The following is a 21,258-nucleotide window of genomic DNA, read 5'->3' as shown; positions in this document are numbered from 1 at the left end:
GAGCGCGGATGAAGTACCTGCTGCTGATCAACACGGCGTCGCCCGACTCCACCGAGGAGCTTCCGGCGGACGGTCCGACCGTCGAGGAGTTCATGGCGTTCGAGAAGACCATCTCCGAGTCGGGCGTGAAGCTCGACGGCCGCGCGCTGGACAACTCGAACGCGGTCACCGTGAAGGTGCGCGTCAACGGCGAGCGCGTCGTGACGGACGGGCCGACCGAGAAGGACCGCGAGATCGCCGGCGGCTACTACCTGATCGACGTCCCGGACCTGGACACCGCGATCGACTGGGCGGCGCGCTGCCCCGGCTCGCGGTACGGCACCGTCGAGGTGCGCACGGTGTGGGAGCACGACCAGGCATAGGCGCGAACCGCCGTTCCGCGGATGCAGCCGCGATCACCGTCGGGGCCGCATCCGCCCGGCCGCCCGGCACTGGACGGCGCAGATCGGCGGACGACGTCGGGCTGCATGTGAACGCGGCGTGCGAGTTCGACGCGTCCGCCACTGAGAGGCCGGGGCGGTCTGGCAAGCTGCACGTCCGCAGCAAGCATCCGACCAAGTCGGCGGCAGTGAACGGGGCTCCTCGTCACCCTTCGTCGGAAGCGGAAGCGGAAGCGGAAGCGGAAGCGGAAGCGGAAGCGGAAGCGGTGGGGGCGGACTTGCTGTAGAGGACCTCGCGGCCCTGTTCGGCGGCGCGGAGCAGGCTCTCGCTGACGAAGGCGAGGAAGCGGGCGACGTTCTCCAGGCGGATGGCGGCGGGGGTGCCGGGGCCGAGGACGCCGACGCCCTGCCGCGCCGCCTCGATGACCGCGTCGTTCGACCGGGCGCTGCGGATCATCGACTGGTACCACAGGCCGTCGTCCACGAAGTAGCGCTCGCGGCGGCGCTCGTCGCGCTCCCGGCGGATGAGGTCCAGGGACTCCAGGAACGTGATCGCCTTGGAGATGGAGGCGGGACTGACCTCCAGGCGCGTGGCGAGCTCGGCCGCGGAGAGGCTGCCGGAGTCGGTCGTGTAGAGGCAGCTGAGCACCCGCGCCATCATCTTCGGCAGGCCCGAGGTGATGAAGACGGTGGTGAGGTTCTCCTGGAACTCGCGCACGGCCTCGGGGTCGCGGCCGTGCGGCTGCGGGGCCGCCTGCGACCCCCGCGAGGACGAGGGCTTGCGGCGGTGGGTGCGCCGCTGGGTGGCGTGCTGGGCGAGGTCCGCGCGGTAGCCGGTCGGTCCGCCGTTGCGCATCACCTCACGGGTGATCGTGGAGGTGGGCCGGTCGAGCCGCCGCGCGATCTCGGCGTACGCCAGGCCGTCGGCCAGCCCCGCCGCGATCTGCTGACGGTCCTGCTGGGTGAGCCTGCCTCCCGGCATCGCAATCTCCTCGCTGCTCTTCACGCTCGCACGACGCGTCCCAGCATAGCGTTCAGCGCCACCACAACGCAACGGACTGTTGCTTGACATTGCGTTACCGCGCAGAACGTTGCAACGAAATAAGTGCAGTGACCTGCGCTTAAGCAATCTAGACGCAACAACACTCTTGCTAGGTTCGTGAAGGCAACGTAGCGTTTGCGATGTCAGAAAGAACGAGGCGAACGCCGCGACAGCAGGAGCACACGATGAACAAGTTCGACACCACCGCCCCGATCACCGCCGTCCTGAACGTCCCGGCCGGGCGCATCCGGATCGTCGCCTCCGACCGGTCCGACACCGTCGTCGAGGTGGCGCCGGCCGACCCGGGCAAGAGCCGCGACGTCAAGGCCGCCGAGCAGACCACCGTCGAGTACCGGGACGGCGTCCTGCGCGTCGAGGCCGAAGTCAGGAACCAGTACTTCGGGTCGTCCGGCGCGCTCCAGGTCACCGTCCAGCTGCCCGCCGGGTCGCGGGTCGAGGGCAAGTCGGCGAGCGCCGAGTTCCAGACGACCGGACCCCTCGGCGAGGTCGCCTTCGAGGGCGCCTACCGCAAGATCGACGTGGAGCAGGCCGACGGGCTCCGCCTCACCGCGACCGACGGGGACGTCGAGGTCGGACGGCTCAACGGTCCCGCCGACATCAGCACCGACCGCGGCGACATCCGCGTCGCGGAGGCGCACGCCGGTGCGGTCGCGCTCCGCACGCAGTCCGGTGACATCTCGATCGCCGCGGCGGCCGGGGTCTCGGCCTCGCTGGACGCGCACACCGGCCGCGGCCGCATCGGCAACGCCCTGAAGAACGACGGCACGGCCGGCCTCGAGATCCAGGCCAACACCAACAACGGCGACATCACCGCCCGCAGCCTCTGATCACCCCACGAAGCGAGGCGCACGGCCTCGTCAAGGAGGTGCATCCCATTCTCCCGACCCACTCGTCCTTCGCACCGGAAAACGGAAACGGCCCCGGCGGAATCATCCCGCCGGGGCCGTTCCCGATCAGCTTTGCCGACGCCCGGTGGAGGGGCGCTCCCCTGCCGGCGCGTCAGCGACCGTTCAGCCGGCTACTTGACGCGAACCACGACCGAGTTGGTCGCGTACGCCTTGCCCCACTTGTGGTGGTGCTGGAACTGGACCGTGCCACGGAAGGCGTAGGCGCCCTTCGGCTGGGTGCCGAAGTGGTAGGCGACGGTGTAGACCTCCGCCTTGGCCTTGCGGTCCCAGTGGCTTAGCGTCGTGCACTTGACGGTCTTGAACTTGGCCGTCTTCTTGACCTGCTGCTGCAGGCAGAACCGCCCGCCGGTGAGGCGCTCGTGGGCCGAGTCGGTGGCCGCCGCGAGCCGGAAGTCGACCGCGCCGTGCCGGTGCACCGTCTTGTGGTTGGCCGTCAGGTCGAAGCTGGCCTTGGCGGACGCCGTCCCGGCCGACGCCAGCGTGACCGCCCCGGCGGCCGCGACGACACCGGTGGCGAGGATGAGCTTGTGACGCATCAACATCTCCTGTTCCTTGGTGGACGAAGCGTAAGACGCGACACTTAAGCAAAAGGTTAAACAACGGTTCCGTGATCTAGGTCACTCGTCCCAACGTGTCCGGACGACTCCGTCACGGCCCTCCTAGCATCGCCCTCCATGGACGTCGAAGAGGTCTTACTGACGTGGATCTGGAGGACCGTCGGCCCGGTCGAGCATCGGGAGGACGACCCGAAGCCCAGGTTCCCTGAGCTGCCGGAAGCGGGCGGGGTGTATCGGATCCGCACGCTCGGCGGAAACCGCTCCTACATCGGTCAGACCGCGAATCTGCGCCGCAGATTCAGCCAGTATCGAAATCCGCAGGCCAGCCAAACTCACACCAACCGCCGCGTCCACGACGCGGTCATGGAGCTGGTCCGGTCCCGCGAGACGGTGATCGTTGAGGTGGTGGACGAGGCGTATGTCCAACTGTCCACCGGCCCGCGTGAGAGGGAGGCCGTCCGGATGGACCTCAAGTGGCAGCGCGTCATGATCGAGCAGGCGGCCGAGTCGAGCGCGCGGGTCAACCATCACGAGGCGCTGATCAACAAGCCTTGACGTGCTGGCCGTCCCCTGACGGTGTGCCCGAAAGGGAGTGAAATGCCGGTCAGGGGGTGGTGCTGGTGAGGAGGGTGGCAACTACTGGGGTCAGGTAGAGGAGGGGGAAGGGGACGGTTTTGTAGGAGCGGGCTCGGAGGACGGTGGCTACCGCGCCGAGGAAGTACAGGATCAGGGCTACCGCGGCGGCTCGGCCGAGGGCGGGGACGGCCAGGCCGGCGAGCAGGCCGAGGGCGCCGAGGGACTTGGCCAGGGCGAGCGACGTCCAGAGTGTGACAGGGCTGGGGGCGATCCGTGAAAGTGACGCGCATCACATTGGGGTCTGTCACGGGCTGGGCGGGTCGCTTGTCCCATGGGCGTCCAACAGGAACGTCCTCAGGGAGATGAGGAAGATGCGCGGGAACATCGTCGTCGTGGGCGCTGGCTACACCGGGATGATGTGCGCCGTCCGGATCGCCCACCGCACTCGCCGCGACCGGGACGTCGCCGTCACGCTGGTCAACCCGTCCGACCGGTTCGTGGAGCGTCTCCGCACGCACCAGACCGCGGCCGGGCAGGAGCTGACCGTCCACCGTATCCCCGACATCCTGGACGGCTCGGGCGTCGCCTTCCGGCAGGGGCGCGTCACCGGGATCGACGCCGCGCGCCGCTGCGTCACCATCGACGGCGCGGACGAGCTGCACTACGACGTGCTCGTCTTCGCGCTGGGCAGCCGCGCCGACACGACGCTCGTCCCCGGCGCGGACGACCACGCGTTCACCCTGGACGAGCCGCAGCGGTTCGCCGCGCGGCTCGCCGAGCCCGGCGTCCGGACCGTGACGGTCTGCGGGGGCGGGCTGACCGGGATCGAGGCCGCGGCCGAGATCGCGGAGAGCCGTCCCGACCTCGCGGTCACGCTGGTCAGCAGGGGTGAGCCGGGCGCGATGATGGGCGAGCGCGGACGCGCGTACCTGGCGAAGGCGTTCGAGCGGCTCGGCGTGACCGTCCGGGCCGGGGAGGGCGTCGCGAAGGTCCTGCCGGACGGCGTGGAACTCGCGGACGGCACCTTCGTCCAGTCGAACGCGACTCTGTGGACGGCGGGAGTGCGCGTCCCCGATCTCGCCACCGCCGCGGGCATCGGCACCGACCGGGCCGGACGCGTCGTGGTGGACGAGAACCTCCGCTCCACGACGCACCCGGACGTGTTCGCGATCGGTGACGCCGCCGCCGTCCGGCAGGCGTGGGGCGAGGTGCACGGCACGTGCCAGAGCGGCATCCCGACCGGCGCGCACGCGGCGGACAACATCGTCCGGCTGCTGCGCGGACGGCCCCTCAAGCCGTTCCGCTTCGGGTACTTCCACCAGCCCGTCAGCCTCGGACGCCGCGACGCGGTCATCCAGTTCGTGCGCAGCGACGACACGCCGCGCCGGTTCGTCCTCACCGGGCGCGCGGCCGTCCGCTACAAGGACGCCGTGAGCAGCAGCCCGATCCCGCTCTTCCGCATGAGCAAGCGCTTCAATGTGTACCCGTACCTTTCCAAGGGTGGCCGCACCACCCGCTGAGCGAAGGTGGCGAACCCGATGACGAGCACGAAGAAGTCGGACGATCCGTTCACGGCGCACCGGCGGCTGCTGTTCGGGACCGCCTACCAGCTGCTCGGCAGCGTCGCCGACGCCGAAGACGTCCTCCAGGACGCCTGGCTCGCCTGGAACAAGGCGGACCGTTCGGACGTCGCCCACCCGCGCGCCTACCTCGTGCGGACGGTCACCAACCTCGCGCTCAACCGGCTGACGTCCGCCCGCGCGACCCGCGAGTCCTACGTGGGGCCGTGGCTTCCCGAACCGCTGCTGACCGAGCCGGACCGCGCCGCCGAGGAGACCGAGATGGCCGACACCGTCTCGACCGCGATGCTGGTCGTCCTGGAGACGCTGGCGCCGATCGAGCGCGCGGTGTTCGTCCTGCGCGAGGTGTTCGGCTTCTCCTACGGGGAGATCGCCGGGTTCGTCGACCGGCCCGAGGCGTCCGTGCGGCAGGTCGCGCATCGCGCCCGGCAGCACGTCCAGGCGCGGCGGCCCCGGTTCGACGACGATCCGGAGCGCCGCCGCGAGCTGACCGAGCGGTTCATGGCGGCGGCGTCCGGCGGCGACATCAACGCCGTCATGGAGCTGCTCGCCCCGGACGTGACCGCCTGGTCGGACGGCGGCGGCAAGGTCACCGCGGCGCGCCGTCCGCTGCACGGGCCGGACCACGTCGCGCGCTGGCTGCTCGGCACGCTCGCCAAGCCCGTCACGGCGGGCGTCGCGCTGGAGGCCGTGACGGTGAACGGCGAGCTCGCGGTGATGGCGGTCCTCGGCGGGCAGCCGATCGGCGTCGTCACCTACGACCTGCTCGACGGCCGCATCCAGAACCTTCGCTTCCAGGTGAACCCGGACAAGCTCGCCGGTCTGCGACCATGAGCCGGGTGGAGAACGTGATCATCATCGGCGGGCCGCCGGGCGCGGGGAAGTCGACCGTCGCCGGGCTGCTCGCCGAGCGTTTCGAGCGCAGCGTCCACCTGCACACCGACGATTTCTGGGCCTACATCAGACGCGGCGCGATCCCGCCGTACCTGCCCGAGTCGCAGGCCCAGAACGAGACCGTCATGGACGTCATCGCCGGCGCGGCCTTCGGCTACGCGGCGGGCGGCTACACGGTGATCTGCGACGGCGTGGTGGGGCCGTGGTTCCTGCATCCGTTCGAGGAGCGCGGACGCCCGTTCCACTACGTGATCCTGCGTCCGGACGCCGGGACGACCCTCGCCCGTGCCACCGCGCGGGACCCGGACCGGCACCTCACCGATCCGGGCCCCGTGGCGGACCTGCACGCCCAGTTCGCCGCGCTGGACGGCGGCTACGACGAGTACGTCCTCGACTCGTCCGGGCTCAGCGCGGTCCGGACCGCCGACGCCGTCCTGACGGCGCTCCGGGACGGCGCGTACCTCTTCAAGCGCCCCCGCTGAGCAGGGACTCCTCGACCTTCGGGTCCAGGCCGACCGCCGGACGGTCCGCCCGCTGCGGCGCGTCCCCGGGGATCGAGCGCAGCCACGCCCACGTGTCGGCGACGGTCTCCTCGACCGGACGGCACCGCAGCCCCTCGCCGAGCGCCTTGTCCACGTTCGTCCGGTGCAGGAACTCGTACAGCTCGCCCGGCGGCACCCAGACCGGCAGATCCTGCCAGGGCTGGACGCCCGCCGCGAGGATCGGGTCCGGCTCGGCCCAGCGGAGCCGCGCCGACGAGCCGGTCACCCGGACGCACGCCTCCAGCAGCCCGCGCATCGTCGTGTGGCCGACCGGGCTGGTCACGTTGAACGCCCCGCCGACCTGCCGGGCCGCCGCGTCCAGCATCCAGATCGCCAGGTCCCGGGCGTCGATGAACTGCAACTTCAGCTCCGCCGGGCCGGGCGCGAGCACGTCGCCGCCGCGCGCGATCCGGTTCAGCCACCAGGGCAGCCGCCCGATGTTCTCGTACGGGCCGAGGATCAGCCCGGCGCGCGCGAGCAGCGCGCGGTCGCCGAACGCCCGGACCGCCGCCAGCTCGCCGCCGGCCTTCACCCGCGCGTAGTCGGCGATGCGGTCGCGGTACTCGGCGTCGTCCGGCGAGCCCTCGACCAGCGGCGCGGACTCGTCCGCCCCGACCGGCACCGGGTACTCGTAGACCGACCGGCTCGACACGTACACGTACGACGCGGCGCGCGGCGCGAGCAGCTCGGCCGCGTCCCGCACGGCCGTCGGGGCCCACGACCAGGTGTCCACGACGACGTCCCACTCGCCGTGCCGCAGCGCCTCCAGACCGTCCGGCGCGCCGCGGTCGCCGCGAAGCGCCGTCACGCCGTCCGGCGCCTCGTGCGTCCCGCGGTTGAAGACCGTGACCTTCCATCCCCGGGCGACGCCTTCCTCGACGACCGCCCGTCCGACGAATTCCGTCCCACCAAGAACCAGAAGCCTCATACCACCGTGCTATCACCCGGACGGCGCGTCCGTTCAAGGGGCACGGCACAGCTCATAGCGAACAAGCGCAATGAACCGCTCATAGCGAACAAGCGCGAACAAGCGCCATGGATGACGCAGAGGCTTATGATCATCCCGTAGCCGTCAGGTGGGAGACGCGATGACCGCAGAGTGGGCGCCGACCGGGATCGACACCTCGGTGCCGAGCCCCGCGCGCATCTACGACTACTTCCTCGGCGGCAAGGACAACTACGCCGCCGACCGCGCCGCGGCGGAGGCCTTCCTGGCGACCGCGCCCGAGACGCTCTCCGCGTGCCGCCACAACCGCGCCTTCCTGATCCGCGCGGTGACCCACCTCGTCCGGGACGCCGGGATCGACCAGTTCATCGACATCGGCACCGGCCTGCCGACCCAGCAGAACGTGCACGAGGTCGCGCAGCGCCACAACCCCGACGCCCGCGTCGTCTACGTGGACAACGACCCGATCGTGGCCGTCCACGGCCGCGCGCTGCTCACCGGCACCGGCAACGTCGCGCTCGTCCAGGGCGACCTGCACGAGCCCGAGGCGATCCTGAACCATCCGGACGTCGCGAAGCTGATCGACTTCGACCGTCCCGTCGCCGTGCTGCTCCTCGCCGTCCTGCACTTCTTCCCGGACGCCGACGACCCGCACGGCATCGTCTCCCGGCTCATGGCCCCGGCCGCTCCGGGCAGCCACCTGGTCATCTCGCACGGCACGTCCGACCCCGACCCGGCCGTCGCGGAGGAGGCCGAGCAGGTCTACGACCGGCACTCCTCGGCGTCCCTGCACACCCGCACCGCGGCCGGCATCGCCCGCTTCTTCGACGGCACCGAGATGCTCGAACCCGGCCTCGTCTACACCGCCGAGTGGCGTCCGGACGCCGACACCGAGTCCGCCACCCCGGCCGAAGCCGGCATGTACGCGGCCGTCGCCCGCAAACCCTGAGTAATCCGTCCTGCCAGGTCAGGCAGGCGGCGTGATGGTGCCCAGCCAGAGCAGGTCGCGGGCGCGCGTCATGGCCACGAAGGACTGGCGGCGGGTCAGCGCGGCGCGCTCGGCGGCGGTGGAGTCGCCGCCGGGGATGGTCGCGCGCGTGGTGAAGGCGGGCAGGTAGACGTTCTTGAACTCCAGCCCCTTAGCGCGCAGGTAGGTGCCGATCTTCAGCGCGCCGGTCGGGCGGCCGTCGTAGTTGTCCAGGCGCAGGACGGGCAGCCCCGCGCGGGTGAGCAGCCGGTGGTAGTGCTCGACGTCGTTGCGCGAGCGGCAGAGGACGGCGGTGCTCGCGAGGGCGGACTCGTCCTCGGCGGCCAGGGCGGTGAGGGCCGCGACCAGTTGGGCGTCGTGGTCGGACTCGGACCTCGCCGCAGCGTGGACGACGTGCCCCTCGTGGTAGGTCGTCTCGACGGTGCGGCGGCCGTTCGGGGTGGGGCCGTCGAGGTCGTCGAACGGGTCGTCCGAGACGAGCCGGAGCGCCTCGTCCAGGATCGGCGCGGCGTTGCGGTAGTTGATGCGCAGCACGGCGCCGCGTCCCTTGATGCCGACACCGGCCTCGCCGAGCCGGAAGCCGCCGGGGTAGACGGCCTGCTGGCCGTCGCCGATCAGCAGCAGCCCGTTGGGACCGTCGCCGGCGAGCGCGTGCAGCAGCCTGACGCCGGTCAGCGTGAGGTCCTGCACCTCGTCCACGATCACGGCGGCGTACGGCGGGTCGGCCGGACGCTCGCGGACCTCGTCCAGCGCCGCCAGCAGGACGTCGTTGAAATCGTGGACGCCGCGCTTCTTCCGGAGCATCTCGTACTCCTCGTAGAGGAGCCAGACCGCCTCGCGGTGCGCGGCCTGGAGCGCGGTGCGGCGGCCGTAGCGGTTGACCGTCCGGTACTCGTCGAGGGAGGCGATGCCGCGGCCCTTGATGACGTGCGCGATCTCCTGCTCCCAGTAGTGCGGCAGCGGGTCGATCTCGGCGAGCGCGCTGCCGCGGCCGACCTGGAGCCAGGCGCGCGAGAACGAGTCCTCGGCGGCGCGTCCGTCCAGGTTGACGGGGATGCCGCGGTCGGCGAGGAAGCGCTGCGCCCAGCCGTGCAGGCTGGTGAACTCGACCCGGTCCGCCAGGTGGGAGGCCATCCGCTGGAACAGGTGCCCCTGCACGCGCGGCAGGTTGTTCACGTACGTGACGTACATGATCGGCCCGGTCGTGCGCGTCGCGATGTGCGCGGCGCGGTGCAGGCCGACGACCGTCTTGCCCGTCCCGGCCGGTCCGCTGATGCGCGCCGGGCCGCTCCAGTCGCGGCGCGCGACCGCTACCTGGTCGGGATGCAGGAACGTCATCCACTGCTCGATCGGCCCGTGCAGGACGGATTCGAGCGCCGCCTTCTCGACCTCCTCGACGTCGAACAGCGACGACGCCTCGCCCTCGTCGCCGCTCGGACGTTCGGGCAGCACGTTGGTCTCGTAGGCGGGAAAGCCCTCCTCCAGGTACGCCGCGACGGCCTTCACCATCGGCGCGTTCAGCCGCTTCGGCGCGGCGAGCAGCACGTTGAGGACGTCCTCCTGCCCCAGTAGCCGGACGCGTCCGAGCGTCACGTCGAGCCGCCGCCCGGCGAACACCATCACCGGCTGGACGGCGACGGGCGACATGCCGAGCGCCGCCGTCCGCTCCTCGACCGCGCGGGCCATCGCCAGCATCTTGGCGACCTCGTCGTCCCGCGAGCGACCGCCCGCGCTGAGCCGCCCGTCCTGCACGGACGGCGCGTCCCGCCAGTTCTTGACGTCCACGACGAACACGCCGCCGCGTCCGACCAGGATCATGTCCACGTTCGCGGACGCCGTCCCCGGCCAGCGCCGGTCAACCAGCAAGCGCCACCCGTCCGCGGTGAGCGTCAGCAGCGTCGCCGCGACCTTCCGCTCGGCCTCCGCCGCGGCCTGCCACCGCCGGGCCCGCTCCCACGCCTCCCGGGACCGCCGGGCCAGCTCCAGTGCCTGCTCGCGAGCCCGCAGCCCCCGCACCCCAGCCGACCCGCCAGCCACCACCGCGCACCCCTAGAGCAGCGTCAGAAAGCAACGACCCCCCACACATAGCAACAATCACTCTCCGGCAACACCCCCGAACTTCAGAAATCCCCGTGACCACGGGGGTTCCGGACGGTTCCCCGCCACCGCGCGTAGCGGTCCCCGGCGCGGTTCTCCGCAGGAGTTGACGAAATTTTTCAACCTTTGTCGTGATCGCTCGCTGCACGGTTTGCGGAACGGTGCGTGAGGGCACTCCCAGGGTCCCCCCTTGAGAGGAGACCTCCGCGATGGTGAGGTTCGGTGTGCTCCTTCCGGCGAGCGGCGCGGCCGCGTCGCCCGAGGAGATCGTCCGGGTCGCGGCCGGGGCCGAGCGGGCCGGGCTCGGCTCGGTGTGGGTGCAGGACCGGCTGCTGCGTCCGCCGGGCCCGGTGTCGTACGGCGGGGTCATGCCGCCCGCCGACCCGCCCGGCGAGTGGGCGACCGTGTACGACCCCCTGGAGGTGCTGTCGTTCGTCGCGGCGCGGACGGAACGGGTGCTGCTCGGCACCAGCGTGATCGCGGCGCTGTTCCAGCCGCCGATCGTGCTCGCGCGGCGGGTCGCGACGATCGACCGGCTGTCCGGCGGGCGGATGCTGGTCGGGCTCGGGCAGGGCTGGATGGCCGAGGAGTTCGAGGCCGCCGGCGTCCCGCTCGGACGGCGCGGAGCGGGCTTCGAGGAGCACGTCAACGCGATGCGCGCGGTGTGGGGCCCCGACCCCGTCCGGTTCGAGGGACGGCACTACCGCATCCCCGAGTCGCAGATCGGGCCCAAGCCCGTCCGGGACGTGCCGGTCGTCATCGGGGCGGTCAGCGCGCGGGCGGTCGCGCGGGCCGCGCGGCTGCGCGCGGGGCTCACGCTGTCCCTGTACGCGTGGGACGACCTCCGCGAGATCGTCGCGCTGTACGGCCGCGCGGCGAAGGAGGCCGGGGTCGACCCGGCGGACACGCCGCTGGTCGTCCAGGCGAACGGGCCGGTGACCGAGGCCGACGGAGGACCGGACCGGATGCCGCTCACCGGATCGGTCGAGCAGGTCGCCTCGGACGTCGAGCGGCTGGCGCAGCTCGGCGCCGACCACGTCTACTGGCCGCTCGGCGAGGGCGGCGTGGACGTGATCGCCAGGCTCGCCGCGCAGCGCGAATGACCTGGTCACGCTCTTGAGACCAAGACCCCGGGACGCTGTCTCGGGGTCTTGGTCTCGACGGGGACAACGCGGGGACAAGGCGTGAACAAGCGACCTTCGTAGCTTCGGGGACAGCTCGTCCACAGAACGCGGTGGAACGGGCCTCACCCCGAACTACCCGGAGGTATCCCTCGTGTCCGCACAACCCGTCGCGGCGAGGCGCGGGCCCGGTTTCGCCGTGCTCGCGGTGACGCAGTTCATCCTCATCCTGGACGCGGCCATCGTGACCATCGCGATGCCGTCGATCCAGCGGGGCCTGCACTTCTCGCCCGAGAACCTGTCCTGGGTGGTCTCGGCCTACACCCTCATCTTCGGTGGGTTCCTGCTGCTGGGCGGGCGGGTCGCCGACCACGTCGGGCACCGCGCGATGTTCGCGTGGGGCCTGCTGATCTTCGTGCTCGGGTCCGCGTCCTGCGGGCTGGCGCAGAACTCGGCCTGGCTGATCGTCTCGCGCGGCGTCCAGGGCTTCGGCGCCGCCGTGGTCGCGCCCGCCGCGCTCGCCCTGGTCATGCGCCTGTACACCGAGCCGCAGGAGCGGTTCAAGGCGCTCGGCATCTGGGGCGCGCTCGCCGGGCTCGGCAGCGTCTCCGGGACCGTCCTCGGCGGCGCGCTCACCGACTGGATCAGCTGGCGCGCGATCTTCTGGATCAACGTGCCGATCGGCGCCGTCTGCCTCGCGCTCACCCCCGGCCTGCTCCCCGGCGGACGCGTCGGCGACCGGAACGCGAACTTCGACGTCGTGGGCGCGATCGCCTCCACGCTCGGCCTCGGCCTGGTCGTGTACGGCCTCGTCACCGCGCCCGACAAGGGCTGGGGCTCGACGTCCACGGTGGCGACCCTGGTGGCCGGCGTGCTGCTGCTGATCGCGTTCGTCGTCGTGGAGAACCGGGTGTCCGCGCCGCTGGTGCCGCCGAGCCTGTTCCGGCTGCGCCCGCTCACCGGCGGGAACGTCGGCATGGGGCTGATGACGATGGCGCTCGTCCCCGGCATGGTGTTCCTGACGCTGTACATGCAGCAGGTCCACCACTGGTCGCCGATCCGCTCCGCGGTCGCGCAGCTCCCGATCTGCATCGCGATCATCATCGGCACCCAGCTCGCGCCGCCGGTCGTGGGCCGCGGCGGCCCCCGCGCGGCGGTCGGCATCGGCTCGGTGATCGCCGCGGCCGGCATGGCCTGGTTCGGCGGCATCTCCGCGGACGGCGGCTTCTGGGCGCAGATCCTCGGCCCGTCGCTGCTGGCCGGGATCGGCATGGGCATGGTGTTCGTGGCCGCCACGATCGCCGCGACGTCCATGGCCCCGCCGCACCTGGCGGGCGTCGCGTCCGGCGTCCTGAACACCTCGCAGCAGGTGGGCGCGACGCTCGGCATCGCGATCCTCACGCCGGTCGTGACCGAGCTGATCAAGAGCTCGGCGAAGGACGGCCACCCCCTGCCGGAGGCGCTGACCAGCGGCTACTCCGGCGCGCTCGTCGCGGGCGCGTGCATCGCCGTCCTGGTGCTGCTGCTGTCGGCGACGGTCATCCCGGGCCGTCCGCCGCAGGGCGCGCCCGGCCCGGACGGTGCCCCCGCCCCGGCCGAGGCCGCCCCCGAGGCTGGCGCCCCGTCCACCTGACCGAGACCACCGACCCCACCGTGGCCCGGAGGGGGAGCCCCGCCCCGCGCTCCCCCTCCCGGCCACCCGACCCGCCCGGCCGGGAGGGGGCCACCGCCCCCGCGTCCCCTCCCGGCCGCGGCATCCTCCCCGCCGCGAACCCGGCCCGCGGCGCCCTTGTCCGCCGCGCCCCTCCCGGCCGCGGCGGCCCCTTCCCCGCTGCGTTCCCTCTGACGGCCCTCGACGGAAAGCGAGAGCTCAACGCATGGTCACGCGACGGCAGTTCGTCCTCGGCGGAGCGGCCACGGCCGCCACCGTCGTCCTCTACAACGCGCACACGGCGCAGGCGACCGGGTCCATGGCCGGGCACGCCGGCCACACCGGGGGCCTCCTGCGGGCGGGCAGCCGGCTCACCACCGCGCCGTTCACCGTGCAGATGCCCGTGCCGGGCGTGCTGCGGCCCACCACGTCCACCTCGACCACCGACTACTACGACATCACCGTCAAGCCCGGCGTCGAGGAGCTCGTCCCCGGCGTGAGCAGCGGGATCTTCGGCTACAACGGCACGTTCACCGGCCCGACCATCCGGGCCTGGCAGGGACGCCAGGTCGTCGTCCGCCAGACGAACCGGCTGGACCGTCCCATCTCCACGCACCTGCACGGCGGGCACGTCGCCGCCGCGGACGACGGCCACCCCATGGACGTCATCGCCCCCGGCGGCAGCAAGACCTACCACTACCCGAACGACCAGTTCGCGGCGACGCTCTGGTACCACGACCACGCGCACCACGTGGAGGCGGAGAACCTGTTCAAGGGCCTCGCCGGGTTCTACCTGATCTCCAGCCCGGACGAGCAGGCGCTCAACCTCCCGCGCGGCGCGTACGACGTCCCGATCATGCTGCGGGACGTGCGGATGGCCGACGACGGCACCCTCAACTGGGTCATGGACGACTTCGCGAACCGGCTCACGATCCTCGCCAACGGACGCAACCAGCCGCGCTTCCCGGTGCAGGCGCGCAAGTACCGGTTCCGGTTCCTCAACGCGTCCAACCTGCGGCCGTTCGGGCTCGGCCTCGCGGACGGCTCGACCCTCACGATGATCGGCGCGGACCAGAGCCTGCTGCCCGCCCCGGACGACGTGACGTCCTTCGAGCTGTGGCCGGGCGAGCGCTACGACGTCGTCATCGACTTCTCGCGCTACCGGGTCGGCGACCAGATCATGCTGACCAACTCGATGCCGTTCCCGAACGAGGGCGACGCGCAGAAGCAGATCCTGCGCTTCGACGTCGTCGGCACCGCGTCGGATAGCAGCGACGTCCCGGACGAGCTCGCGGACGCGCCGTCGCTGCCCGCGGCGACCAACACCCGCCGCATCCAGCTCGGCCCGTTCGATCCGCCGAGCGGCACGATGGTGATCGACGGCAAGACCTACGACGGCGACCGGATCGACCAGACCGTCCCGCTCGGCGCGACCGAGATCTGGGAGATCTACAACGCCGACACCCAGTACGGGCTGCCGCACAACTTCCACATGCACTTGGTGCACTTCAAGGTCCTCGACCGCAATGGGACCCCGCCTCCCGCGGCCGAGCAGGGCTGGCGGGACACCGTGACCGTGCATCCCGGCGAGACCGTCCGGGTGCAGGCCACCTTCGCCGACCACCGCGGCACGTTCGTCTACCACTGCCACCTGATCGACCACGCCTCGATGGGGATGATGGCGCAGTTCCAGGTCGTCTGACCAGGCACTTCCGGGGATTTCAGGCCCCGGCGCCGCCATCCTCCGGATCCCGGTTTCCCTCCTCTTTCCGAGACAACGCGCGCCCCGGTCCCGCGGCCGTCCCTCGGTCGTCCCGCGGCCTCCCGCGGTCGTCCCGCGGCCGTCCGCGGCAATGCGCGCCCTATGCCTGGAGGCAAGTCCCAGTGGAACCGACACCGAACTTCACGACCCTTCCGCAACTGCTCGCGGTGGCCGCGCACGACCGGCGCGGCATCACGTTCGTCGACGGACCGCACCTGCCGTATGCCGAACTCTCCGAATGCGCCAAACGCGTCCTGTGCGGGCTGCGCGGCTACGGCCGGCTGCCCGGCGACCGCGTGCTGATCGTCGCCGACGACCCCGGAACGTTCCTGCCCGCGTTCTGGGGCTGCGTCCTCGGCGGTTTCGTGCCCGCCCCGATCGTGCCGCCCGCCGACGCGTCCCGGTGGCGGGCGCAACTGGAGCACCTGGCCGTCCTGCTCGGCGAGCCGCTGGTGATCGCGCCGAAGGCGGCCCTCGCCGACCTGCCCGACGTGCCCGGGCTGCGGGCCGCCGCGATCGAGGAGCTGGCCGAGTCCGACCTCGGTCGGCGCGGCGAGATCCACCTGCCGCAGCCGGACGACCTGGCCCTGCTGATGCTGACGTCCGGCTCGACCGGGCTGCCGAAGGCGGTGCGGCTCACGCACGCGAACCTGCTGGCCGCACAGGCGGGCAAGGCCGGGGCGCTCGGCGTGGACCGGCACGACGTCTTCCTGAACTGGATCTCCGCCGACCACATCGCGGCGATCGAGGCGCACCTGCTGCCGATGACCGCCGGGGCGGACCAGGTCATCGCGACGCCGCAGACCGTGCTGGCGGACCCGCTGGAGTTCCTGCGCCTGGTCTCCGCCCACGGCGTGACCGTGACGTTCACGCCGAACTTCCTGTTCGGGCAGCTCGCGCGGGCCCTCGCGGACCTGCCGCCCGGCGCCGAGCGGTTCGACCTGGCGCGCGTCCGGCACGTCATCTCGGGCGGCGAGGCGACGGTGACCGCGACCGTCCGGCGGTTCCTGGAGCTGGCCGCGCCGTACGGGCTGCGCGGGGACGTCGTCGTCCCGGCGTTCGGGATGACCGAGACCTGCGCGGGCAGCGTCTTCAACACCGCCTTCGACGCGCGCGCCGACGACGCGGAGTTCCCCGCGCTCGGGCGGCCGGTCCGCGGGCTGGAGATCCGCATCGCCGGGCCGGACGGCCAGGTGCTCGCCGCGACCACCGACCCGGCCCGCCGGTCCGAGGCGGCGGGCGAGGTGCAGCTGCGCGGCCCGATGGTCACCGGCGGCTACTTCGGCAACCCGCAGGCCACCGCGGACGCCTTCACCGCCGACGGCTGGTTCCGGACGGGCGACCTCGGCACGATCGACGCGGACGGCGCGCTCGTGCTGGTCGGACGCAGCAAGGACAGCGTCATCGTCAACGGCGTCAACTACTACAGCCACGACCTGGAGACCGTGCTCGCCGACCTCGACGGCGTCCGCGCGGGGAGCGTCGCGGCGTTCCCGACGCGTCCGGGCGGTGCGGACACCGAGCAGCTCGCGGTCGCGTTCGCCCCGGACGGCGCCGCCGCGTTCGACGACGCCGAGCTGTACCGGACGATCGTCGCGATCCGGAACTCCACCGTCATGCACTGGGGATTCCGTCCCGCGGTGATCCTGCCGGTGGACGAGGAGGCCATCCCGCGCTCCAACCTCAACAAGATCCAGCGGACACGGCTGCGCGAGGACGTCGAGCGCGGCCGGCTCGCCGCGGCCGTCCGGCGGACCGACGAGCTGGCGGCCCGCTACCTGGGCGAGTTCGCCGAGCCAGAGACCGAGGACGAGCGGCGGCTCGCCGGGATCTACGCGCGCGTCCTCGACGTCGATGCGGTGTCGGTGACGACGAGCTTCTTCGACCTCGGCGGCACCTCGCTCGACGTCCTGCGCCTCAAGGTCGAGGTGCAGCGGGCCTTCGGCGTGGACGACCTGCCGATGTCCACGATCCTCCAGGCGCCGACCGTCCGGGCGCTGACCAGGCGGATCGCGGGCGGGACGCGGGCCGAGTACGACCCCCTCGTGCCACTCCAGCTCACCGGCGACGGCACGCCGCTGTTCTGCGTGCACCCGGGGCTCGGCGAGGTGCTCGTGTTCATCAACCTGGCCAAGTACTTCACCAACGAGCGGCCGTTCTACGCGCTGCGGGCGCGCGGGTTCGGCGAGGGCGAGGCGCACTTCGGCACGTTCGCCGAGATGGTCGACACGTACGTGGACGCCATCCGCCGCGTCCAGCCGCTCGGGCCGTACGCGGTCGCCGGGTACTCCTACGGCGGCGCGGTCGCGTTCGAGATCGCCAAGCGGCTGGAGGCGATGGGGCAGAAGGTCGCGTTCGTCGGCGTATTCAACCTGCCGCCGCACATCGCCGGGCGGATGCACGAGATCACCTTCACCGACGGCGCGCTCAACCTCGCGCTGTTCCTGGAGCTGGTCGACGCGGCCGACGTCCCCGCGCTGGCCGACCGGCTGCGCGGCCTGCCCGAGGACGAGCAGCTCGCCTACCTGGTGGACAACGCGCCCAAGCAGCGGCTGCGCGAGCTGGACCTGAACGTCGAGCGGTTCGCCGCGTGGGTCGCGCTCGCGCAGAACATGGTCCACCTCGGCCGCGACTACGAGCCGTCCGGGACGGTCGAGAACGTCCGCGTCTTCTACTGCACGCCGCTGAAGGGCACCAAGGCCGACTGGCTCAACGACCAGCTCCGCGCGTGGGACGACTTCACCCGATCGGAGAACCGCTTCATCGAGGTGGACGGCGAGCACTACACGCTGATGAGCCCCGAGCACGTCCGGACGTTCCAGGCCACCCTGCGCGCCGAGCTGCGCGACGCGCTCGGCGCCTGAACCGCCCGACCCACCCACAGACGGGACGACACGTGATCCACGGCAAGAAGATCCTGATCACCGGCGGGACGGGCCAGGTGGCCCGCCCGGTCGCCGAGGCCCTCGCGGCGGGCAACGAGGTCTGGTGCCTCGGCCGGTTCGCCGACCGGGACGCCCGCAAGGCCCTGGCCGAACTCGGCATCCGCACCCACGTCTGGGACATGGGCGACGACGCCCCGCTGGACGACCTGCCCCGCGACTTCACCCACGTCCTGCACTCGGCCGTGCACCGCGGCGACGGGACCGACTTCGACGACACCGTCCGGATCAACACGACCGGGACCGCGCGGCTCATGCGGCACTGCGCGGGCGCGGAGGCGTTCCTCTACGTCTCCAGCGGCGTCGTCTACAACCGCGCCGACCGGACCCACCGGTACCGGGAGACCGACCCGCTCGGCGGGCAGGCGCCCTGGCTGCCGACCTACCCGATCGCGAAGATCTCGACCGAGGGCCTGGTGCGCGGGCTCGCCGCCGCGCTCGGCCTGCCCACCACGATCGCGCGGCTGAACGTCGCCTACGGCCCGCACGGGCACGGCGGGCTGCCGATGATCCTGTTCCGCCGGATGGCCGGCGGGCTGCCCTGCGCGGTGCCGCGCGAGGGCCAGAATCTCTGCAACCTGCTGCACACCGACGACGTCGTCCGGCAGACGCCGCTGCTGTGGGACGTCGCGTCCGTGCCCGCGACCGTCGTGAACTGGGGCGGCGACGAGGAGGTCGGCATCACCGACCTGCTGCGCCACATGGGCGCCCTGACCGGGATCGAGCCGAAGCTCGACCCGGGCGACCTGTCCCGCGAGACGGCCGTGTTCGACCACACCAGGCGGCTGGAGCTGATCGGCCGCTGCGAGGTCGGCTGGCGCGCCGGCGTCGCCCGCACCCTCGCCCACCACGCCCCCGACCTCGTCCGTCAGGCCCCCGACCCCGCCGCTCAGGACCCTGGCCCCGACCTCCACGCCTCCGACCTCGTCCAGGAGCACCGATGACCGGCCACGACAACATCGCCCTGATCTCCGCCTCCTACGACGCGTTCCGGCGCGGTGACCTCGACGCCGCGCTCGCGTTCTTCCACCCCGACATCGAGTGGGTCCACCCGGACGGGATGAGCGACCACGACCTCGGCGGCGTCGAGCGCGGCCTCCCGGCCGTGAAGGCGTTCATGGCCCGCGCGCGGAGCCTGTTCGCAGAGGTCGGGATGCGTCCCGACACCTTCTTCGCCGAGGGCGACCAGGTCGTCGTCACCGGTGTGAACCACATGCGGGCCGCCGCGACCGGCCGCGAGGCCGACATCACGGTCGTCCACCACTGGCGGATCCGCGACGGCAAGGCCGTCCGGTTCGAGGATCTGCACGACACCGCCGCGATCCGCGCCCTCCTCGAACCCGTCGACGAGACGCCGCCCGAAACCGCGTCCGGCGACGAGGAGGCCGCGCCTGCCGGCGAGAAGGCCGTGTCCGGCGGCGCCGAGGCCGAGGCCGTGTCCCGTGGCGAGGAGCGCGTGGAGCCGTGGCCGGTGATCCGCACCGGGTTCCGGTTCTGGGAGTCGCGCGTGCTGATGTCGGCGATCGAGCTCGGCCTGTTCGAGGCGCTCGCCGACGGCCCGCGGTCGGTCGACCGGATCGTCGCGGAGCTGGGCCTGCACGAGCGCGGCGTCCGGCCGTTCCTGGACGCGCTGACCGGCCTCGGCATGCTCGCCCGCGAGGACGGCGGCGCCTACGGGCTGACGCCGGTCTCGGCGCGGTTCCTCACCGACGCGCAGGGCACGAACGTCGCCGGGCTCCCGCGCGCGGCGTCCAAGCTGTGGTGGGAGTCCTGGAAGGGACTGACCGAGATGCTGCGGACGGGCCGTCCGCAGAACGAGGCCAACGCCGGCGACGACCCGTTCGAGGCGCTGTACGCCGACCCCGAGCGCGTCCGCGCGTTCCACGCCGCGATGGCGGGCGGCGCGACCGGCGCGGCACTGGCGCTCGCCCGCGACCTCGACTGGGACGGCGTCCGGACCGTCGCGGACATCGGCGCGGCGGGCGGCGCGGTGCTGCGCGCGCTGCTCACCGCGCACCCGCACCTCACCGGCGTCGGGTTCGACCTGCCGCAGGTCCGGCCGCACTTCGAGCAGGCCGCGCGGGAGGCGGGCCTCGCCGGGCGGATGCGGTTCGAGGGCGGCAGCTTCTTCACCGACGACCTGCCGGGCGCCGACCGGATCGTCCTCGGGCACGTGCTGTGCGACTGGGACGCCGAGACCAAGCGCGACCTGCTCGCCAAGGCGTTCAAGGCGCTGCCCGACGGCGGCGAGGTCGTCGTCTACGACCTGATGACCGACCCCGGGCGGACCGGCGGGGGCGACGACCTCTTCGGCCACCTGATCAACCTCCACATGATGCTGGAGAGCCCCGGCGGGCACGGCTACCGGCCCGCCGACGCGGCGGTCTGGCTGCGCGAGGCCGGGTTCGGGCGGGTGTCCGTCCGGCCGCTGTCCGGCCCCGAGTGGCTCGCCGTCGGCGTCAAGGAGTGACCGGCGGGACCGGGCCCTGCACCGCGCCCGGTCCCGCACCGACCGAGCCCCGCGCGGTCCGCCCGGACCGCGCGAGCACCGCGTGCGTGCAAGCACCGCGTGCGTGCGTGCGAGCGGGCGGCGCCGCGACTGCCCCGCGCCGCCGCCCCCGACGAGGAGGAGAACCCGCCATGCCCCAGCTGGACTTTCCCGGAGCCAACCCCCAGGGCGTCGAACTCGCCCAGCGGCTGTTCGTCATCCACGACCAGATGCGCCGCGACATGGACGAGTTCCGCCGCCTGGTGACCGCCGTCGTGGACGGCATCGGCGGCGACGCCGCCGCCCGCGGCAGGCTCCAGGGCGCGATGGACGCCTTCCGCCAGCGCGACTGGCAGCGCATCCTGCCCCGCTACTGCGCCCAGTTCTGCTCCTTCGTGCACGGCCACCACACCGTCGAGGACGCCTCGATGTTCCCCGTGCTCCAGAAGCGCAACCCGGACCTGGCGCCGCGCATCAAGCAGCTCGTCGAGGAGCACGGACGGCTCGTCGAGCACCTCGACCAGCTCCAGCAGATGATCCGGCTGCTGCCGGGCGACCCGTCGCTCGGCCCGAAGATGCTCGCGAAGGTCGGGGAGGTCGCCGAGCTGCTCTCGGCCCACCTGGAGTACGAGGAGACGCACCTGACGCCGACGCTCGTGCGGCTCACCTACGCCGACATCGCCTGACCCCTCCTCGCCGACCCCGCAGCCGACGTCACCTGATCCCTCCCCGCCGACGTCACCTGATCCCTCCCCGCCGACAT

At 72.3% G+C, this 21,258-nt stretch carries 19 protein-coding genes; 14 read left to right on the top strand and 5 right to left on the bottom strand.

The window, feature by feature from the left end; all coding sequences use genetic code 11:
- The first annotated feature begins 8 nt into the window (after positions 1 to 8).
- Positions 9 to 362: a YciI family protein gene (locus ACFPCY_RS15005; RefSeq protein WP_378255470.1), complete on the top strand. Its 354-nt coding sequence runs from the start codon at positions 9 to 11 to the stop codon at positions 360 to 362.
- Positions 363 to 585: 223 nt separating this feature from the next.
- Here the strand turns inward: ACFPCY_RS15005 and ACFPCY_RS15000 are convergent, their stop codons facing one another.
- Positions 586 to 1,362, bottom strand: coding sequence for a helix-turn-helix domain-containing protein (locus ACFPCY_RS15000; RefSeq protein WP_378255468.1), 777 nt, complete (start codon positions 1,360 to 1,362; stop codon positions 586 to 588).
- Positions 1,363 to 1,607: 245 nt separating this feature from the next.
- On the opposite strand from ACFPCY_RS15000, the gene ACFPCY_RS14995 reads away from it, so the two are divergent.
- Positions 1,608 to 2,270 carry a DUF4097 family beta strand repeat-containing protein gene (locus ACFPCY_RS14995; protein ID WP_378255466.1) on the top strand — a complete coding sequence of 221 codons (663 nt, stop codon included), beginning with the start codon at positions 1,608 to 1,610 and terminating at the stop codon, positions 2,268 to 2,270.
- A 191-nt stretch (positions 2,271 to 2,461) separates the two neighbouring features.
- Here ACFPCY_RS14995 and ACFPCY_RS14990 read toward each other — a convergent pair whose 3' ends face one another.
- Positions 2,462 to 2,887 carry a hypothetical protein gene (locus tag ACFPCY_RS14990; RefSeq protein ID WP_378255464.1) on the bottom strand — a complete coding sequence of 142 codons (426 nt, stop codon included), beginning with the start codon at positions 2,885 to 2,887 and terminating at the stop codon, positions 2,462 to 2,464.
- Between the two features lie 138 nt (positions 2,888 to 3,025).
- Here ACFPCY_RS14990 and ACFPCY_RS14985 point away from each other — a divergent pair, with 138 nt between their 5' ends.
- Complete coding sequence (locus ACFPCY_RS14985) at positions 3,026 to 3,463, top strand: GIY-YIG nuclease family protein (protein WP_378255462.1); 438 nt, start codon at positions 3,026 to 3,028, stop codon at positions 3,461 to 3,463.
- Between the two features lie 49 nt (positions 3,464 to 3,512).
- Here ACFPCY_RS14985 and ACFPCY_RS14980 read toward each other — a convergent pair whose 3' ends face one another.
- On the bottom strand, positions 3,513 to 3,755 hold the full coding sequence (locus tag ACFPCY_RS14980; protein WP_378256430.1) for a DoxX family protein: 243 nt from the start codon (positions 3,753 to 3,755) through the stop codon (positions 3,513 to 3,515).
- Positions 3,756 to 3,855: 100 nt separating this feature from the next.
- On the opposite strand from ACFPCY_RS14980, the gene ACFPCY_RS14975 reads away from it, so the two are divergent.
- The 3 genes from ACFPCY_RS14975 to ACFPCY_RS14965 are packed head-to-tail and all read left to right on the top strand — an operon-like array spanning position 3,856 to position 6,440.
- Positions 3,856 to 5,004: an NAD(P)/FAD-dependent oxidoreductase gene (locus ACFPCY_RS14975; RefSeq protein WP_378255461.1), complete on the top strand. Its 1,149-nt coding sequence runs from the start codon at positions 3,856 to 3,858 to the stop codon at positions 5,002 to 5,004.
- An 18-nt stretch (positions 5,005 to 5,022) separates the two neighbouring features.
- The gene (locus ACFPCY_RS14970) at positions 5,023 to 5,898 is read left to right on the top strand and encodes an RNA polymerase sigma-70 factor (protein WP_378255459.1); all 876 of its coding nucleotides are present in this window, start codon (positions 5,023 to 5,025) and stop codon (positions 5,896 to 5,898) included.
- Between the two features lie 5 nt (positions 5,899 to 5,903).
- Complete coding sequence (locus ACFPCY_RS14965) at positions 5,904 to 6,440, top strand: AAA family ATPase (RefSeq protein ID WP_378255457.1); 537 nt, start codon at positions 5,904 to 5,906, stop codon at positions 6,438 to 6,440.
- On the opposite strand, the gene ACFPCY_RS14960 is transcribed toward ACFPCY_RS14965, so the two are convergent.
- Positions 6,424 to 7,428, bottom strand: a complete 1,005-nt coding sequence (locus ACFPCY_RS14960) for an NAD-dependent epimerase/dehydratase family protein (protein ID WP_378255454.1) — start codon at positions 7,426 to 7,428, stop codon at positions 6,424 to 6,426. The genes ACFPCY_RS14965 and ACFPCY_RS14960 overlap by 17 nt on opposite strands.
- Positions 7,429 to 7,588: 160 nt before the next feature.
- Here ACFPCY_RS14960 and ACFPCY_RS14955 point away from each other — a divergent pair, with 160 nt between their 5' ends.
- On the top strand, positions 7,589 to 8,395 hold the full coding sequence (locus ACFPCY_RS14955; RefSeq protein ID WP_378255452.1) for an SAM-dependent methyltransferase: 807 nt from the start codon (positions 7,589 to 7,591) through the stop codon (positions 8,393 to 8,395).
- Positions 8,396 to 8,413: 18 nt separating this feature from the next.
- Here ACFPCY_RS14955 and ACFPCY_RS14950 read toward each other — a convergent pair whose 3' ends face one another.
- On the bottom strand, positions 8,414 to 10,474 hold the full coding sequence (locus ACFPCY_RS14950) for a nuclease-related domain-containing DEAD/DEAH box helicase (protein WP_378255450.1): 2,061 nt from the start codon (positions 10,472 to 10,474) through the stop codon (positions 8,414 to 8,416).
- A gap of 266 nt (positions 10,475 to 10,740) precedes the next feature.
- Between ACFPCY_RS14950 and ACFPCY_RS14945 the strand changes: the two genes are divergently transcribed.
- The 7 genes from ACFPCY_RS14945 to ACFPCY_RS14915 all read left to right on the top strand — a co-directional run bounded on the left by ACFPCY_RS14945 (position 10,741) and on the right by ACFPCY_RS14915 (position 21,181).
- Positions 10,741 to 11,634, top strand: a complete 894-nt coding sequence (locus ACFPCY_RS14945) for a TIGR03619 family F420-dependent LLM class oxidoreductase (protein ID WP_378255448.1) — start codon at positions 10,741 to 10,743, stop codon at positions 11,632 to 11,634.
- A gap of 172 nt (positions 11,635 to 11,806) precedes the next feature.
- Complete coding sequence (locus tag ACFPCY_RS14940) at positions 11,807 to 13,285, top strand: MFS transporter (protein ID WP_378255446.1); 1,479 nt, start codon at positions 11,807 to 11,809, stop codon at positions 13,283 to 13,285.
- A 244-nt stretch (positions 13,286 to 13,529) separates the two neighbouring features.
- Positions 13,530 to 15,005 (top strand): multicopper oxidase family protein, encoded by a 1,476-nt coding sequence (locus ACFPCY_RS14935; protein WP_378255444.1) that lies wholly within the window; start codon positions 13,530 to 13,532, stop codon positions 15,003 to 15,005.
- A gap of 182 nt (positions 15,006 to 15,187) precedes the next feature.
- A complete protein-coding gene (locus ACFPCY_RS14930; protein ID WP_378255442.1) occupies positions 15,188 to 17,929 on the top strand; it encodes an alpha/beta fold hydrolase in 2,742 nt (913 codons plus the stop codon).
- A gap of 32 nt (positions 17,930 to 17,961) precedes the next feature.
- Complete coding sequence (locus ACFPCY_RS14925; protein WP_378255440.1) at positions 17,962 to 18,951, top strand: NAD-dependent epimerase/dehydratase family protein; 990 nt, start codon at positions 17,962 to 17,964, stop codon at positions 18,949 to 18,951.
- Positions 18,948 to 20,477 carry a methyltransferase gene (locus ACFPCY_RS14920; protein ID WP_378255438.1) on the top strand — a complete coding sequence of 510 codons (1,530 nt, stop codon included), beginning with the start codon at positions 18,948 to 18,950 and terminating at the stop codon, positions 20,475 to 20,477. The genes ACFPCY_RS14925 and ACFPCY_RS14920 overlap by 4 nt, the downstream gene beginning before the upstream one ends.
- A 170-nt stretch (positions 20,478 to 20,647) precedes the next feature.
- A complete protein-coding gene (locus ACFPCY_RS14915; protein ID WP_378255436.1) occupies positions 20,648 to 21,181 on the top strand; it encodes a hemerythrin domain-containing protein in 534 nt (177 codons plus the stop codon).
- Positions 21,182 to 21,258: the final 77 nt, after the last annotated feature.

It is taken from the genome of Actinomadura gamaensis, assembly GCF_042652125.1.
GTDB classification, from domain to species: domain Bacteria; phylum Actinomycetota; class Actinomycetes; order Streptosporangiales; family Streptosporangiaceae; genus Spirillospora; species Spirillospora gamaensis.
The sequence above is the reverse complement of the archived record's forward strand: the minus strand, read 5'-3'. Positions and strand labels throughout refer to the sequence as shown.

Excerpts from the sequence above, each read along its gene's own strand:
- ACFPCY_RS14975 (WP_378255461.1), top strand. The coding sequence starts at position 3,856 with ATGCGCGGGAACATCGTCGTCGTGGGCGCTGGCTACACCGGGATGATG.
- ACFPCY_RS15000 (WP_378255468.1), bottom strand. The coding sequence starts at position 1,362 with ATGCCGGGAGGCAGGCTCACCCAGCAGGACCGTCAGCAGATCGCGGCG.
- ACFPCY_RS14935 (WP_378255444.1), top strand. The coding sequence starts at position 13,530 with ATGGTCACGCGACGGCAGTTCGTCCTCGGCGGAGCGGCCACGGCCGCC.
- ACFPCY_RS14955 (WP_378255452.1), top strand. The coding sequence starts at position 7,589 with ATGACCGCAGAGTGGGCGCCGACCGGGATCGACACCTCGGTGCCGAGC.
- ACFPCY_RS14920 (WP_378255438.1), top strand. The coding sequence starts at position 18,948 with ATGACCGGCCACGACAACATCGCCCTGATCTCCGCCTCCTACGACGCG.
- ACFPCY_RS14985 (WP_378255462.1), top strand. The coding sequence starts at position 3,026 with ATGGACGTCGAAGAGGTCTTACTGACGTGGATCTGGAGGACCGTCGGC.
- ACFPCY_RS14960 (WP_378255454.1), bottom strand. The coding sequence starts at position 7,428 with ATGAGGCTTCTGGTTCTTGGTGGGACGGAATTCGTCGGACGGGCGGTC.
- ACFPCY_RS15005 (WP_378255470.1), top strand. The coding sequence starts at position 9 with ATGAAGTACCTGCTGCTGATCAACACGGCGTCGCCCGACTCCACCGAG.
- ACFPCY_RS14970 (WP_378255459.1), top strand. The coding sequence starts at position 5,023 with ATGACGAGCACGAAGAAGTCGGACGATCCGTTCACGGCGCACCGGCGG.
- ACFPCY_RS14990 (WP_378255464.1), bottom strand. The coding sequence starts at position 2,887 with ATGCGTCACAAGCTCATCCTCGCCACCGGTGTCGTCGCGGCCGCCGGG.
- ACFPCY_RS14915 (WP_378255436.1), top strand. The coding sequence starts at position 20,648 with ATGCCCCAGCTGGACTTTCCCGGAGCCAACCCCCAGGGCGTCGAACTC.
- ACFPCY_RS14995 (WP_378255466.1), top strand. The coding sequence starts at position 1,608 with ATGAACAAGTTCGACACCACCGCCCCGATCACCGCCGTCCTGAACGTC.
- ACFPCY_RS14945 (WP_378255448.1), top strand. The coding sequence starts at position 10,741 with ATGGTGAGGTTCGGTGTGCTCCTTCCGGCGAGCGGCGCGGCCGCGTCG.